Source organism: Chelatococcus sp. YT9 (assembly GCF_018398315.1).
GTDB lineage: Bacteria > Pseudomonadota > Alphaproteobacteria > Rhizobiales > Beijerinckiaceae > Chelatococcus.
This window is the reverse complement of sequence record NZ_JAHBRW010000001.1, coordinates 4,220,741-4,235,334: the sequence shown is the minus strand read 5'-3', so window position 1 is coordinate 4,235,334 and position 14,594 is coordinate 4,220,741. Positions and strand designations below refer to the sequence as shown.

At 62.1% G+C, this 14,594-nt stretch carries 11 protein-coding genes; 9 read left to right on the top strand and 2 right to left on the bottom strand.

The genetic code is table 11. The features are described 5' to 3' along the window. Positions 1-512 precede the first annotated feature (512 nt). The 7 genes from KIO76_RS19465 (at position 513) to KIO76_RS19435 (ending at position 8,845) form a co-directional block, all read left to right on the top strand. The gene (locus KIO76_RS19465; protein WP_213324791.1) at positions 513-3,275 is read left to right on the top strand and encodes a xanthine dehydrogenase family protein molybdopterin-binding subunit; all 2,763 of its coding nucleotides are present in this window, start codon (positions 513-515) and stop codon (positions 3,273-3,275) included. Beyond that, positions 3,272-3,841, top strand: a complete 570-nt coding sequence (locus tag KIO76_RS19460) for a (2Fe-2S)-binding protein (RefSeq protein ID WP_213324788.1) — start codon at positions 3,272-3,274, stop codon at positions 3,839-3,841. Before KIO76_RS19465 ends, KIO76_RS19460 begins: the two co-directional genes overlap by 4 nt. Continuing rightward, positions 3,838-4,458: an Isoquinoline 1-oxidoreductase subunit gene (locus KIO76_RS19455; protein WP_213324787.1), complete on the top strand. Its 621-nt coding sequence runs from the start codon at positions 3,838-3,840 to the stop codon at positions 4,456-4,458. The genes KIO76_RS19460 and KIO76_RS19455 overlap by 4 nt, the downstream gene beginning before the upstream one ends. A gap of 110 nt (positions 4,459-4,568) precedes the next feature. Then, positions 4,569-5,678: a hypothetical protein gene (locus KIO76_RS19450; protein WP_249729654.1), complete on the top strand. Its 1,110-nt coding sequence runs from the start codon at positions 4,569-4,571 to the stop codon at positions 5,676-5,678. A gap of 363 nt (positions 5,679-6,041) precedes the next feature. Beyond that, positions 6,042-7,832, top strand: a complete 1,791-nt coding sequence (locus KIO76_RS19445; RefSeq protein ID WP_213324786.1) for an aq_1923 C-terminal domain — start codon at positions 6,042-6,044, stop codon at positions 7,830-7,832. Between the two features lie 96 nt (positions 7,833-7,928). Further along, the gene (locus KIO76_RS19440) at positions 7,929-8,288 is read left to right on the top strand and encodes a hypothetical protein (protein WP_213324785.1); all 360 of its coding nucleotides are present in this window, start codon (positions 7,929-7,931) and stop codon (positions 8,286-8,288) included. A 269-nt stretch (positions 8,289-8,557) separates the two neighbouring features. Next, on the top strand, positions 8,558-8,845 hold the full coding sequence (locus tag KIO76_RS19435) for a hypothetical protein (protein ID WP_213324784.1): 288 nt from the start codon (positions 8,558-8,560) through the stop codon (positions 8,843-8,845). A gap of 209 nt (positions 8,846-9,054) precedes the next feature. Here KIO76_RS19435 and KIO76_RS19430 read toward each other — a convergent pair whose 3' ends face one another. Beyond that, a complete protein-coding gene (locus tag KIO76_RS19430; RefSeq protein WP_213325351.1) occupies positions 9,055-10,638 on the bottom strand; it encodes an arylsulfatase in 1,584 nt (527 codons plus the stop codon). A 483-nt stretch (positions 10,639-11,121) separates the two neighbouring features. Beyond that, a complete protein-coding gene (locus KIO76_RS19425) occupies positions 11,122-12,456 on the bottom strand; it encodes an MFS transporter (protein WP_213324783.1) in 1,335 nt (444 codons plus the stop codon). A 333-nt stretch (positions 12,457-12,789) separates the two neighbouring features. Here KIO76_RS19425 and KIO76_RS19420 point away from each other — a divergent pair, with 333 nt between their 5' ends. Then, positions 12,790-13,947 (top strand): iron-containing alcohol dehydrogenase, encoded by a 1,158-nt coding sequence (locus tag KIO76_RS19420; protein WP_291976462.1) that lies wholly within the window; start codon positions 12,790-12,792, stop codon positions 13,945-13,947. After that, positions 13,948-14,382, top strand: a complete 435-nt coding sequence (locus KIO76_RS19415; RefSeq protein ID WP_213324779.1) for an acyl-CoA thioesterase — start codon at positions 13,948-13,950, stop codon at positions 14,380-14,382. Positions 14,383-14,594: the final 212 nt, after the last annotated feature.

Genomic DNA, 14,594 nt, shown 5'->3' with positions numbered 1-14,594 from the left:
AAGCGAAACGGCTTCCCACGCGGGGGCGGTGCTTCCCAATTCCCCGTTAGGCTTAATATAAATCCCTCAAATGGGGGAATAGGCACTACCACTTTTGATTTGCTAGAGCTATTCCAGACAGGGTTCAGATTCGTCGCGTCGGACGCCACGGGAAAGCAAAAATAGGACTCCCGTGTCGGCGGTTTGCAGGTCTTCCAGGGCAGCGTTTGTGCGATCAGTATAGAATTGTATAACCAGAAGCACAGTTCGGATTCGATGCGGGGGGCAGCGAATAGACTATGGTCGAAATAAAATCATTGATGGGATGCTCTCATCCCAGCGACGACTGCGAGAGGGTTGCGAAGTCGAAGATCAATGGCGGCTTGCTGAGGCGGGTCAACGCTTTGACGGGCGGTCCAGATGTCTTCCTTCGCTAAATTAGGTTCTCCCAAAGAATAGACGTCCGGCGTTTCGTTTCTTGGAATGCTGACCGTTTTCCTACATTACTTGTACTCTCCCAGGATCGCGAAGACATGCATCCCTCGCGGCGCGAGTTTTTGAGATGGGGAACCGTGAGCGGCATCATGCTCAGCATGAGCCGCTTTGCGGGTGCACAGAACCCTGGTACAACCGCGGGCGCGCCGGTGGGTGGTCAGTCTTCGCCGTTCCCGCCCAAGGGGCGGATCGACGGCTTTGCCAAGGTGACAGGGGCCAAGCTCTATCCCTCGGATTTCCGTGCTGCCGACATGCCCGGCTGGCCGGCGGAGACGGCTCATGCATTGCTGGTGCGGGCACCGGATGCGACGCATACCTACGAGGGCATTGACCTTTCTGCGCTCGAAGCCGGGTCCAGGCCGACGGTGGTTGTGACAGCGGAGGATCTCGCCAAGGCAGGCGTGCAGGTTCCCCCGTTCTATGCCGGGGATCTGTTCTGCCCACCGGGGCAGACGCCGCTTTATCTCGGCCAGCCGGTGGCGCTCTTGCTTTTTGAGGGGTTCGACGCGTTCGACCGGGCCCGCACAGCGTTCCGCAACCGCGAGCTCGTGCGCTTCGGTGGCGAGACCGGGCCGATCAAGCAGCCCAACTATGCGGCTCTCCGCTTTACGCGGGTTGCCGGCCCAACCCCGGAGGCCCCCGATATCTATTCCCCCGTGCAGGAAGGCTGGGTCGGCCCCGGCTTCACGGAGAGCTCCGGCCGTCCGATCTGGAAGCCGCTTCCCGTGGCCCAGGGCGGCGATTATGCCAAGGGCGCAGCCTTCGGCGAGGAGATCCGCCAGTCTCTCGCGACGCCGGCGCCGAACCTGTTCGTGCTCGACCGGAGCTTCGAGACGCAGTCGATCGACCCGATGTTCCTCGAGCCGGAAAGCGGGCTTGCCTGGTATGAGCCGGGTTCTCGGACGTTGGACATCCTGCTCGGCGTGCAATCACCCTTCGAGGCTGCAAGTTCCGTGGCCTTCTTATTGGGTGAGGCGCAACCCGGCTTTCGACCCGCGCGCATCAACGCGCGGTTTGCCTCGATCGGCGGTGGATTCGGCGGGCGCGATCATACACCTTTTCCGCTTTATGTCGCACTCGCGGCGATGTTCATGCCTGGCCGCGCGGTCCGGCTTGCCCATGACCGCTTCCAGCAGTTTCAGGGCGGGATCAAGCGGCACGCGTTCCAGATGCGCTCGCAGATCGCCATCGACCGCGCGACCGGCAAAATGCTGGCTTTCGCCGCCGATCACGTTCTCGATGGAGGCGGCCTCGCCAATTATTCGGCGAGCGTCGCGGTGGTCGGCGCGACCGCCGCCATCGGCATCTATGACATCCCCAAGGTGGACGTGACTACGGTCGCGGAATACACGCGCGGCGTGACCGCCGGCTCGATGCGTGGTTATGGCACGTTGCAGACGCTGACCGCGCTGGAGACCTTGATCGATGAGGCGGCCAGCGCTCTGAAGATCGACCCGATCGAGCTTCGGCGGCGCAATCTCCTCAAGACCGGCGGCCGCACCATGACGGGGAATCCGTGGACCGTTTCGGTACGCACGCCGGAGATCCTGGACAAGCTTGCGGCTCACCCCATCTGGCGTGATCGCGCAGCACGGAAGGCCTCGGCCAAGGGTGTACTGGTGGGCACAGGGATTGCCTGCTGCACCAAGGATTACGGCACGGGCGCCGACTGCTCGCTCGGTCGGGTGGAGGTCGCGCCCGACGGCGCCATCACGATCCATGCGGACGCGGTGGAGATGGGCAATGGCATCGGCACAGCCATCTCGCGGCGCGTCGCGGCGATCCTTGGGCGAACGGCCGATGCGGTGAACGTCGCACGCATCAACATGTTCGATGAGCTTGGCCTCGTCACGACAGGCGATCCCTACACGATGAGCCAGGCCGAACAGGACGCGGCAGCGAAGAACCCGCGCTGGGTGCCGGAGATCTCGTCCGCCACAAGCGCCTCCATCGGTGCGCATGTCGGCACACAGGCGGCGGCGAAGGCTGCGCGGGTTGTCTTTCGCTTCGGGCTGTGGCCGGCGGCGCTGGACCTGTGGGGTATCAAGGCCGGCGATCCGCGTGAATTCCTGTTTGAGCAGGCCTTCTGGCAGGATAACGAGCTCATCCTGTCCGGCCTGCCGCCGCTCGCCCAGGCCGATGTGGCGGCGAGAGCCCATCAGCGGGGCGACGTTACCGGCGCGATGGCACATGCCTTTTCGCGATGGGCCTGGGCACAGGCGGCATTTCCGCTCGGCGGCATGAACTGGGCGGCGGATATCGACGCGCTGGCGGTACGCCGCGGCAGCGGCGCGTTCGCGGCGCTGGACCGCAGTTTCGTTTTCTTCCCACCAACGGATTACAACCGTATCGGCACCGCGTTCACGTCGTCCTGCGGGACGGCGGTGCGCATCGAGATCACCCCGGCGAGCGGCGCGGTGCGCATCGCTGAAGCCTACAGCGTGTTCGAATGCGGCGAGGTGCTCGTGCCGGAGCTGGTCGAGGGCCAGGCGCAGGGAGGATTTGCCATGGGCGTCGGCTATACGCTGCTCGAATCCCTGCCGCCTTTCGAGGATGGCCCCGGCAATGGACGCTGGAATCTCGGCGATTACGTGGTCGCGCGCGCCTCGGATCTGCCGCTGCATAGCCTGGAGATCGAGGTGCTGCCCGCCGTCTCGACCCGGGAGCAACCCAAGGGCATGGCCGAGGTCATCATGATTCCCGTCGTGCCGGCGTTGTTGAACGCCATCCACGATGCAACTGGCCACCGCTTCCAGTCTCTGCCTGTCACGCCGGATATGCTGAAGAGGGTCCTGACGTGACTGCCCTGTCCTTGACCATCAATGGCCGTGCGCACGGTCCCATCGAGGTTCGTGACGATCTGTCGATGAACGACTTCTTGCGCGAGGTGCTGGGCATGACCGGCACCAAGTTCGGCTGCGGTGCGGCCCAGTGCCTGAGTTGCGTCGTGATCATCGACGAGCCGGACGGCACCAGCTACACCAATCCGACCTGCGTCGTGCCGGCGGTCAACTTCAATGGCAGGCGTATCCGGACGGTGGAGGGCCATGCGGCGGGGGGGACGCTCACGCCGCTGCAGACCGCATTCATTGAACACTTCTCCTTCCAATGCGGCTATTGCACCGCCGGCTTTCTCAATGAGGGGCAGGTGCTGCTGGAGCGTCTCGCGGCCAACCCCATTCCCCGCGCCGCGCTCGAGCAGACGATCCTTGAAGCACTTGATGGGCATCTGTGCCGCTGCACGGGCTACGTTCGCTACCATCAGGCGGTCCGTGATGTGATTCTCGCGGATACCGCCCGCTACCTTCAGAGCGAGACCGGTAAGGCCGGGGAGACGGCGCCTCCTCTCAAGGGGGGGCGGCAATGATCTCCATCTCGCGCTTCTCATGCCATTGTCTGGCCACCGTGGCCGTGAGCCTCGTTGGCGGTTTCGTCGCGGCCCATTCGGTGCGTGGCGCGCCCGCGAACACGCTCGCAGCGCCGGAGAGCTTCGCGACCATCACTGACGAGCGCGCCCGCTCCGTGGCGCTGTTCGGCGAAATTGGCAAGGTGATCATGAGCCCGCGCTGCATGAACTGCCATTCCGCCGGTGACCGTCCGCGACAGGGGGATAACCAGCGTCCGCACCAACCGCCGGTGTTCCGTGGCGCCGATGGCATGGGCCTGCCGGCGATGCGTTGCGCGACCTGCCACCAAAAGGGCAATTTCGACCCGGCCCGCATGCCTGGCCACGAGCCGTGGGCGATGGCCCCGGTCGAGATGGTCTGGGAGGGCAAGACACTCGGGCAAATCTGCGTGCAGATGAAGGATCCGGCACGCAATGGCGGCATGTCCCTCCCCGACATTGTGCATCACATCGGCGACGACGGCCTTGTCGGCTGGGCGTGGTCGCCTGGCGTCGGCCGCACGCCGGCTCCGGGCACACAGAAGGAAGCGAAGGGGCTCGTCGAGGCCTGGGTCAAAAGCGGTGCCGCCTGTCCATAGCCAGGGTCACGGCCGAGATGCGTCATATGCCGTAAAGCGTCGTTCTAACGCATGAAAATGGTCGAGAGCGGAACAGCGTCTCAGATCATCAAGAGCTGGGGGAAACGTCGATGACTTGCGTGAAAACATTATGCGGTGCCGTACTTTCGGCGTTGTTGTGCGGTGTCGGGGCTGGTTCCGCATGGGCGCAGGGTCAATCGGGCATTCCCGGCTATATGGACGTGATCGTGGGAGCCAGGGTTCCCGACGCCGCCGAAACCGCCAAGCAGAATGTCATCGCCCTCAACACGGGCATGTTCCAGCTCTACGGCGATGCCAGCAAGCTGGTGCAGGCCAGCATTTTGTCGCAACATCCGGTGATCCTCGGGTTGTTCTCCGGCGCCGGCGGCCGCTTCGTCTTGTACCGACCGGGCAAGCCGCCTCTAGAGGCGCCGCAGGTACCTGATGTCTATCAGCTTCTGAAGTCGGTCGGCCACAGCGCGATGGCCCTCGGTGTCGTCGCGGGCCCCCATATCGGCAAACAGGACGACGGTTCCTTCCAGCCCTCGCTTCTCGCCTATCGGGTGCGGCTGAAGGCAGCTTTGGAGAGCCTCGACAGAACCAGCATGCCCGATGAATGGCGTGCCAACAATCGCGAACTGATCGAGGAAAATATCGCCTTCATCGACAAGGTAACCGACGGCAAGGTTGTCAGCTTCGCGGAGGTCCAGGCTTTCGCGGCAAACCAAAAAAGCCGCCTGAAGCTCAACATTCGCTGGGCAGCCGACACGCAGGTGAAGCACTGGATGGGCGTGCTGGCGGATTGGAAGAAGCAGCTGGGTGATGACTGGGGCAAGGTCTACGCCGCCAGCAACACGATCTATGTCGCGCGGCAGAACAACGTCCTGTACAGCGTGCTCGCCCAGTTCTTCTCGCCGGAGGACATCAACTCGCGGCTGATCCTGATCGAGACGGTTTCCTTCACCTCCACTCCGCAGGACATGCTCGAGTCGTTGACGCGCATCATCGCGGACCGGACCGTGGGTGAAACCTTCTTCGGCAGCCGTTATTTGATGGACTATGAGCTCATGGGGGGCGATGCGCGTGACAGCATCGTGGCTGAAACCAAGGCGCGCGGCATCACGACCCACCTGCCGCCCAAGGTGCCTTTCGGGTCCAACCAGTGGCCGACACTGATCACGCCCGGTCCTGGCCCTGCTTCTCTGGCTGATCTGCCCTGAACGGCATCCGTCCTCGGTGGGCATTTATTCGTGAACAGGCGTCAGTATCGACGCGCAATTGTGAAGGCCGGCCTTCCCGGACCAGAACCGCCGAAGGTGGCGGCGGAACGAATGCCGCAATACCCAATGGCATGCGACGTTCCATCGTTGGCGCCTCGAAAAGCAAGCATGCATGCCATTGAACTATCACCGATGGCTGCGCCGGTATCCAAAGGCTTAGGGCCGCGTCGTACGGCTGGTTGATTGCTCAGACCGCCGGTTCCCGCTGCATACGCCGTCTGTCTTTCTCTTTCTCAGAGCCGATATCTGCAAATATCCGATCTTGCTTCTTACGACCTGCTCGTTTTGCGGAAGGGGAGCGTCATGAGGATAAACGGGATTTTTCGTAGCGTCCTTGTCGCGCTAGCGGCACTCGGCGCCGCTCAGGCTTCAGCGGCTTCCGACACCGCCGATCCCCGACAGCGACCGACGACCGCGCAAGGCGATCTGGCCCCAGATAGTTTCGTGAAGTCGCTGTCGATCCCCACAATCGCGCTGCCGGGCATGAATCTGACAGGGGAGCGGTTGAAAGCTATTCTGAACAGCGGCGCGCGCGGACTTCGCGGAATGAAAGCAATCAACGCGAAGCGTATTTCTGTTCCGGAAATAACGATATCCTTCGCCGCTCCAGGCGATGGGGTGGGGCAGGGCGGCTCACCGGGCCTCAGCCTGACCAACATTGTCCTGGAGGACATTCGTGCCGGCCGGGCCGCGATCGTTACAATCGAACGCATAACGTTGGGAATGCGGACGGGAGGCGCGCACCTTGCGAATGTGGTCATGCGCGACGTCAGTATGGAAGCCCTGCTGACGCTTTACGACGGAAGCGGGCCGGGCGATGCGGCACGCGCAAGCGACATCGCTGCGAAGACAACTGTCGCTGGCGGCAAGATTACCTCGCGGGACGTCAATTGCACGATCGGCGCAATTGCCGTTGGTGCGATGAAGCTTCAGCCGAACTCAACGCCGTCCCGCGCTTTCGCGGCGCTGATGTCGGACCTCGATCAGGCGCGCAACTCGGCTACCATCGCGCAGTTGGCGTGGCTTCTGTCCGCCTATCAGAGCGTGGTTGCCGGTTTCGAAGCCGATGAGGGCCACCTGCAAGATTTGCACTGTGAGGCGAGGACCTCTGGCACACCCGAGATGACGGTCGATGTCAAAGGGATGGCAACGGGTCCCATACGCGGCGGCGTCAATCCTGCACTCGCCATGGACAGCCTTTCGGTCCGGTTCGCCGGTGAACCCCTTGGCTCCATGCGCAAAGTCGCCCTGAAGCCGATCGATCTGATGGGTTCCATCAACGCACTGAAGGCCGCGCCCAAGGAACTCAACTTTCTCTCCCTGACCGCCGAACTCCGCTCGGCTATCGCCGCGATTGAGAGCCTTTCATTCGAGGACGCGGTGTTCTTCATCCCGCTTCCCGCCGACCGAGGAGGTCGGCAAAAGTTGGAAATCCTGAGCTTCGATGCGAAGTTTGCGAATTATCGCAGCGCTATCCCGACGTCGGTTGAGATCGACAGCTTCGGGATTAGCTTCGCTATACCGCAGGGCGTCAGCCTGCCTGGGGTCGCTGCCTTGAGGGAGGTGGGCCTTACGGGCATCAATGGCACAGCGCGCGTCGCGTTTATCTGGAACGAGAACGATGAAACGATCAGCATCCGCGAGCTGTCGCTTACGGGGCGGGAACTCGGCGGGGTCTTTGTCAGTGGCGAGATCGTAAATGTAGGCAAGGCTCTGTTTTCAGCGGATCCTCATGAAGCACTAGCGGTGGTTCCGGATCTTGCCGTCAAATTCGTTACGGTCTCTGCCATCGATTCCGGCCTTGGCGATCTGATGGCGCGGTATGTCGCGCGGCTTCAGGGCAGCGACCCTGCGGCCGTAAGAGAGGTCCTGGCCGAAGTAGTGAGGGCCATGGTCAGCAGCACGCTCGCAGCGTCCCCCTCCGTTGCAGCGATCTCCGACGCCGTAGGTTCATTCGCCAGCGGCTCCCGGAAAAACCTCAACATAACAATCCAGGCGCACGGGACCGGGCTTGATATGAATGATCTGTCGGACATCGCGCGGGCCTATCCGGCGCTGTTGGGGAGGGTGAGGATCGACGCCGAGGCAAAGTAGCCCCGCCATGTTTGCAACATGGGCGGATGCAAGGAGAAAAGCGCGCGAAACGGAACACCGGCAGAGTACAGGCGGATAGTCTTGAAAGGATAGCCAATGCGGAAGCGCATCAGCCGCCTGTTCATTGCAGGCCCCCTCTTCGCCGGTCTTTTGGTCACTCTTGCCAGTCCTGTTCTCTCCGCTGAGAAAGGCGCCAAGCTCTTCACCTTCGTCAGCGAGAAGGATGAGATCGTCGCCGCCTTGACGAAGGAAGACGCCTTGCTCGGTGATGATGCGACTGCGATCGGCAAGGCGCTCCGAGAGCGCGGTGCGATGACGGTCTGGCGCTATGCGGTGCGCAAAGCCAAGGACGGGGAGCTGGAACAGGCGCCCTTAGCGAAGATCAGCGTGCAGGCACAGGGCAATCTGCGTGTGGAGCCTTATCGCACGCCGCTGCGCGTCGTCCCGGTGGAATGATGGCACACCCTCGAACCCGTTTGGCTCTGGCAGGCGCGCTGGCGTTGCCTCCGTCGATCCCGCCGGATCATCGTCTGCACGAGCCTCCTCCAATGTGCCGAACACCTGTCTCCGCAGCCTGGTTGCGGGCCCGACGCCATCCGGCCGTCCCCAGGCTCACGGGTTTGGTTGCGGCCAGCCTGCTCAGCGTGTTTGCTCCTCATAATGCGAGCGCGACGGAATGGATGTTCTGCCACGATGCTCGCTCAAAGATCAGCATAGGAATGTTGTTGGGGCTTGCTGACACTGTATCGGTGGCAGCGGCGACGCTGGAAACCCCGAAGGAAGACTACACGACGAGCGAGCACCACGGCACAGGCAAGCCTTTTGCGATCCGACATGCGCGGGGGATTGCGAGTGATACCGGGATCGGTCTGGATTTCGTAGTCGATCCCGGCGAGCGCTTGTTGGGCGAGCTCCGTTTGCGACGAGGCAAGCGGGGGGACCTTGTGGTCTATCGCGGCACGCTCAAGATGCCGGGGAACGGCACCTGGAAGGTGTCCTGCACCGCCGAATGAGCGACGACCGATTTCAGTCCAGCGAGCACCACGACTAAGGATCGAGCTGTGGCCTGCTCACCTCCGCGGCACCCACGGTGAGCGTCTCGATCGAAGGCTGCTTTCACGGCCCGGGCATAACGGCAAATGACGCGTGAAGCTTTGGCCTTAAAAGAAAAGGGCCGCCCATCCCAAGGGAAGGGGCGGCCCCGGTGCGAGAGCGCCTCAGATCAGGGCGAGGGCGCCTTAGCGGCATTCGCCTTGATCTTGGCTTCCACGTCCCGCGCAATCTGATCAATCGAGAAGCTCGCAGGCTCCTGACTCGGCGGGAACTCGACGAAGGTCTCGAGGAACTGAGCCGCGTGGAACGTCAGCTGTGCCAGCAAATAGTCGTTCTTCACGAGCCAATCGTTGTACTGATCGGATACCACGTCAGCGCGCTCATACGGGTCCATCCGCAGGTTGAACAGCTTCGGGATCCGCAAGCAAGTGAAGGGCTGCTGCCACACCGCAAAACCGCCGGGGTGCGTCATTTCGCAGAAAACGCCCTTCCAATCTCCGCGCCGATAGGCAACGAGCACGCCATCGTCGTTGAAGTAGGCGAACTCGTTCCGGGCCCCTTTGGGCTGCTCGCCTGTGAGATAAGGCAGCTGGTTATAGCCATCGAGGTGGACCTTGAACTGCTTGCCTTGGGCGCCGATCGCCGTACCGCGCAGGAGCTTCGCCTTGATGTCGGAATCGCCTGCCGCTGCAATCAACGTCGGGAACCAGTCGAGGCCGGAGAAGATCTCCGTCGACACTGTGCCGGGCTTGATCTTGCCGGGCCAGCGGATCATGGCCGGAACGCGGAATGCGCCCTCCCAGTTTGAGTCCTTCTCGCTGCGGAACGGGGTCGTTGCCGCGTCCGGCCAGGAGAACTGGTTCGGGCCGTTGTCGGTGGTGTAAAGGACGATGGTATTGTCCGCGATGCCTAGATCGTCCAGCTTCTTCAGCAACTGGCCGACATGGCCGTCATGCTCGATCATGCCATCCGCGTAGTCATTACCCGGCATCCCACTCTGGCCTTGCATCGACGGGCGAACATGCGTGAACAGATGCATGCGCGTCGTGTTCATCCAGGTGAAGAACGGCTTTCCCGCCCGGACCTGCCGCTCCATGAAGTCTGCCGCGGCATTCGTCGTCTCGTCGTCGATCGTCTCCATCCGCTTCTTGTCGAGAGGACCGGTGTCTTCGATCTTGCCATCGGCGGAGGCTCTGAGGACACCGCGCGGTGAGTTCATCCGCACGAACTCGGGGTCATCCTTGGGCCAGTAAGGCCGCTCGGGCTCCTCTTCTGCATTGAGATGATAGAGGTTTCCGAAGAACTCGTCGAAACCGTGGTTGGTCGGAAGGTATTCGTCGCGATCGCCCAGATGATTCTTGCCGAACTGGCCGGTGGCATAGCCCATCGATTTCAGGACCTGCGCCATCGTGACGTCCCGATCCTGGAGACCCACCGTGGCGCCGGGAACGCCGACTTTCGACAGCCCCGTGCGCTTCGGCGTCTGTCCTGTGATGAAGGACGAGCGCCCGGCCGTGCAGCTGTTCTCCGCGTAATAGTCCGTGAATTTCATGCCTTCCCGCGCGATACGATCGATGTTCGGCGTCTGATAGCCGACAACACCGAAGCCATAGGCGCTGAGGTTGGTTTGCCCGACGTCGTCCCCGAAGATGACGAGAATATTGGGTTGGGACGGCGCGGCGCGTTGAGGCTGCGGCTGGGCTTGGGGAGGGCTTGGTTGTTGCGCCTGCGCGGGCATAGCCGAGGCTCCCATACTCACGCTGGCGAATACAACCGATGCCAACAGTTTTAGTCTCACGGCGTCCTCCACTCACTTCGGCTCGGAAAGCCGAGCACGAACAACGAGCCGCAATGTCAGCTACATCAGCAGGACCTGGCAAGTTAAACTGTCAATCGGAGAAAAGTTTCCCGGGACCGCTTGCTTCCTCCGAAGAAAGCGTCGCTCACGCCGTGGAACGCGGAGGCGGTGCAAGGCACAGTCACCTCACCCCTCGGGGCGCGGAATCGACACCAACCCACGAGAATAGACGATCTCTGTTCGAAGCTCGTCAATAACGACTAGCTGAAGCTTTGCCCTGAAAGACATCATGTTGCAATACTGTCGCAAATGCAGAATTATCTTTATGTTATAAATCCTTATATTGTTTCCAGGTGACATGCCGGCAAGAGCTGGATTCCCGGATGCTGGCTACCGGTTGCGGATCTCGACCTCTCACCCGATCGGCTTCACGAGGGTCTAAGGGATCCTGCGGCTGAGCGCGGCACCGGCTGCGCCCGCGAGCGCGATCATTGTGAGAACACCGGTAAAGCCAGCTATCGCGAAAGCGATCGCGCCGGCTGCCACGCCGATGCTCCCGCCCAGAAAAGTGCTGGCGTTGACAACGCCGGCGCCCTGTCCAGCTTGGGACGGCGGCAGCGCCGAGAGTGCCAGGCGCGGGGCCAACGCGTAGGGAACTGCCAAACCGCTGCCCATCACAAAGAAGCCGACGGCGAGAAGGCTCATGTCGGCTGCTGCGACTGCCGCACTGGTAAGGAGGCTGGCGAGTACGACGAGCGCCATTCCGCCCGTCATCGCATTGCGAAGCCCCGTTCGCGCTGAAATGGCGGAAGCCGAAAGCGCCAATCCGAGCAACGCCGCTCCAAGCGGAAGCAACAACGCTCCGGCCTCAAGCGCGGTGAGGTCGAGCCCATCCTGACTTTGCGCATAAAGATTGAAGTATAGCAGCAGGGCCATGATGCATAACATCGACAGCGCTCCCATCATCGTTCCGACAACGAAGCCCCGCTGGGTGAAGAAACTGAGGTCCACCATAGGCGCCTTCACGCGTCTCTCCACAATCAGCAGCAGCGTGAAGGCGCCGATCGCCAGGACGGACGGAAGGATGAGGGAAAGTGGAGTTGTCTTGGCATGCGGCAGGGCGTGAAGTCCGAAGATAATAGATATCATAAACGTGGCAAGCAGGACGAAGCCGGTCGCATCGATACCTTCAGACGATGCCTTTCTTCCTTGCGCTGGCTGCCCGGCCATGATGAACCCGGCGAGGGCGGCCACGACCAACGGAACATTGAACCAGAAGACCACACGCCAACCCGCGATATGAGTCAGACTGCCACCAACGAGGGGGCCGATGCTGAAGCCGAGCATCAGAAATCCCGTCCAGGCCCCTATAGCGCTATCCCGACGTTCTGGCACTGCGCCTCCGTTGATCGCAGCGAGCGTGCCTGGAACGGCGAAAGCCGCCCCCAAACCCTGAAGCCCGCGCCCGACCAGAAGTGCGGCCTGCGTCTCGGCGGAGGCGATTACGCAGGACGCGAGACCGAATACCGCCAGTCCGACGGTCGAGCTCACCCGAGCGGTCAATCGATCCGCGGCCTTTCCGCCCAGCACGACGCAGGCGGCGGACATGACGAGATAGGCATTCACGGCCCATTCCAGGCCGGCGGAGGTGAGAGACAGTTCGCCCTTCATGAGCGGCAACGCGGCCATGATCGCCGTGCTGTTGGCGCCGACGGCCAACATTGCCAGACAGGATGACCAGAGGAGCAGGCCAAATCCCGTTTGCGATTTCATTCTTTTGCTCCCCCGGCCCGGCCACACAGTCCACGCCAATTCATTCGGAGCACTGTCACCGAGTCGGCCACTCCCCGATAGAAGAAAGGAATATCTTCGAGGGAGCTTCTGCTTAAGCATTCGGTTCAGCCATGCCTTGCGGGCGCCGAGGCTGCGGGCGGCGCCGTCTGGACCGCTTTTCAGCGGGTGCTTATGGCTCAGGTTAGCCAATGAGGTCTTTGCCAAATGAGCGGTTTGAGGCACAACGATAAGGCACGGCCCGACCAAGTTAATCGGCCCCTGTAATCCCGCTCGGCTATCAGCACCGGAGCTTGTTACATGCCACCTACCGGGATCGCCGCCTTCTCCTTCCAGTCCACGGCCTCGATCATTGTCGAGACAGGCAGCACCTCAAGGCTCGCCGAAATTGCGGCTGGTCGTCTGGGCCAACGGGTGTTGCTCCTGACGGATGATGGCATCCATAAACTGGGACTATGCGACCCTGCCGTTGCTTCGCTGCGCAGAGACGGGATCGACGTCGAGATCTTCGATCGCGTCGAGGCGGACCCGTCTCAGGCGACTGTGATGGCCGCCTGCGAAATGGGACGACGAATGGGTTCCACCGGAGTGATCGGCTTCGGTGGCGGCTCATCGCTGGATGTTGCCAAGATGGTGGCGCTGCTTTTGGGCTCGGGGCAGCCATTGGACGAGGTCTGGGGCGTGCGCAACGCACGGGGGCCGCGTCTGCCGCTGGTCCTGGTGCCGACAACCGCTGGGACGGGATCGGAGGTCACCCCCGTCGCCATCATCACGGTGGGCGCTGACGAGAAGCGGGGTGTTTCCAGTCCGGTACTGCTGCCGGATATCGCGGTGCTCGATGCGGCGCTGACGTTCGGCTTGCCGCCGGCGATCACGGCCGCCACCGGCGTGGATGCCATGGTGCACGCAATCGAGGCCTACGCATCGGCCAATCCCAACAATAACCCTCTATCGCGAATGCTGGCGCGTGAGGCCCTGCGGCTACTCGGCAGCCATATCGAAAGGGCGGTGAGGAGCGGGGCGGACAGGCCGGCGCGCGAAGCGATGCTACTTGGCTCAATGCTGGCAGGGCAGGCCTTCGCTAACTCGCCGGTCGCGGCCGTCCATGCGCTGGCTTATCCGATCGGCGGGACGTTCCACATCCCGCACGGCCTGTCAAACGCGCTCGTTCTAACGGCCGTGCTGCGCTTCAACCTTCCTGTAGCGGCCGCGACCTATGCGAAAATCGCGGCGGACGCGTTCCCGCATTTGGCGGAACAGCCGGCGGAAGGTCTCGCCGGCGCGTTCATTGCGGCGTTAGACGATCTCATTGCCCGCCTCGAGATGCCCCGGCGTTTGCGTGACGTGCACATTCCAAGGGACGCGCTTCCCCAACTCGCAGCCGATGCGATGAAGCAGCAGCGGCTGCTCGTCAACAACCCCCGTCCTGTGACCGAGGCAGATGCGCTGGCGATCTATGCGGAGGCCTGGTGAATGCGCGCTCCGCCGTCTCGTCGCGCCGATTATCCCCACTTCCAGCGCCATACGACCCGTTGGGCCGACAACGACGCTTATGGCCATCTGAACAATGTCATCCACTACATGCTATTCGACACCACGGTGAACCAGTGGCTGATCTCCCAGGGGCTTCTCTCGCCTCAGGAAAGCTCGGCCATAGGCTTCGTGGCGGAGACCGGTTGCCGCTATCTTCGTGAAATGAGCTATCCATCGGTCATTTCAGCTGGCTTGCGTGTGGCGCAGATCGGCCGCTCATCGGTGCGCTACGAACTCGCGCTGTTTGCCGATGACAACGATGAAGCTTCAGCGGAAGGCTTCTTCGTTCATGTCTATGTCGATGCGAAAAACCATCGTCCCTGCCCGATCCCGGAGGCGACGCGCGCGGCGATGGCCAGTATTCAGAGGGATTAGCCTAAGAATTCCGCGCGTACCCCAATCTCGGGTCAGCCGTAGCCGATCAAACTTCTTGTTTCTCAGCAATCTCTGACGCCGAACCGCTCGGCACCAGCGCGGATGGGTGTCTTGGGGAGAATGGTCATTTCCGGCATCGGGACGACGCTCAATCGATAGCCGGGCTCGGCAACGAACTGATCTATGAAACGCAAGCTGGCCCGCAAATGCGG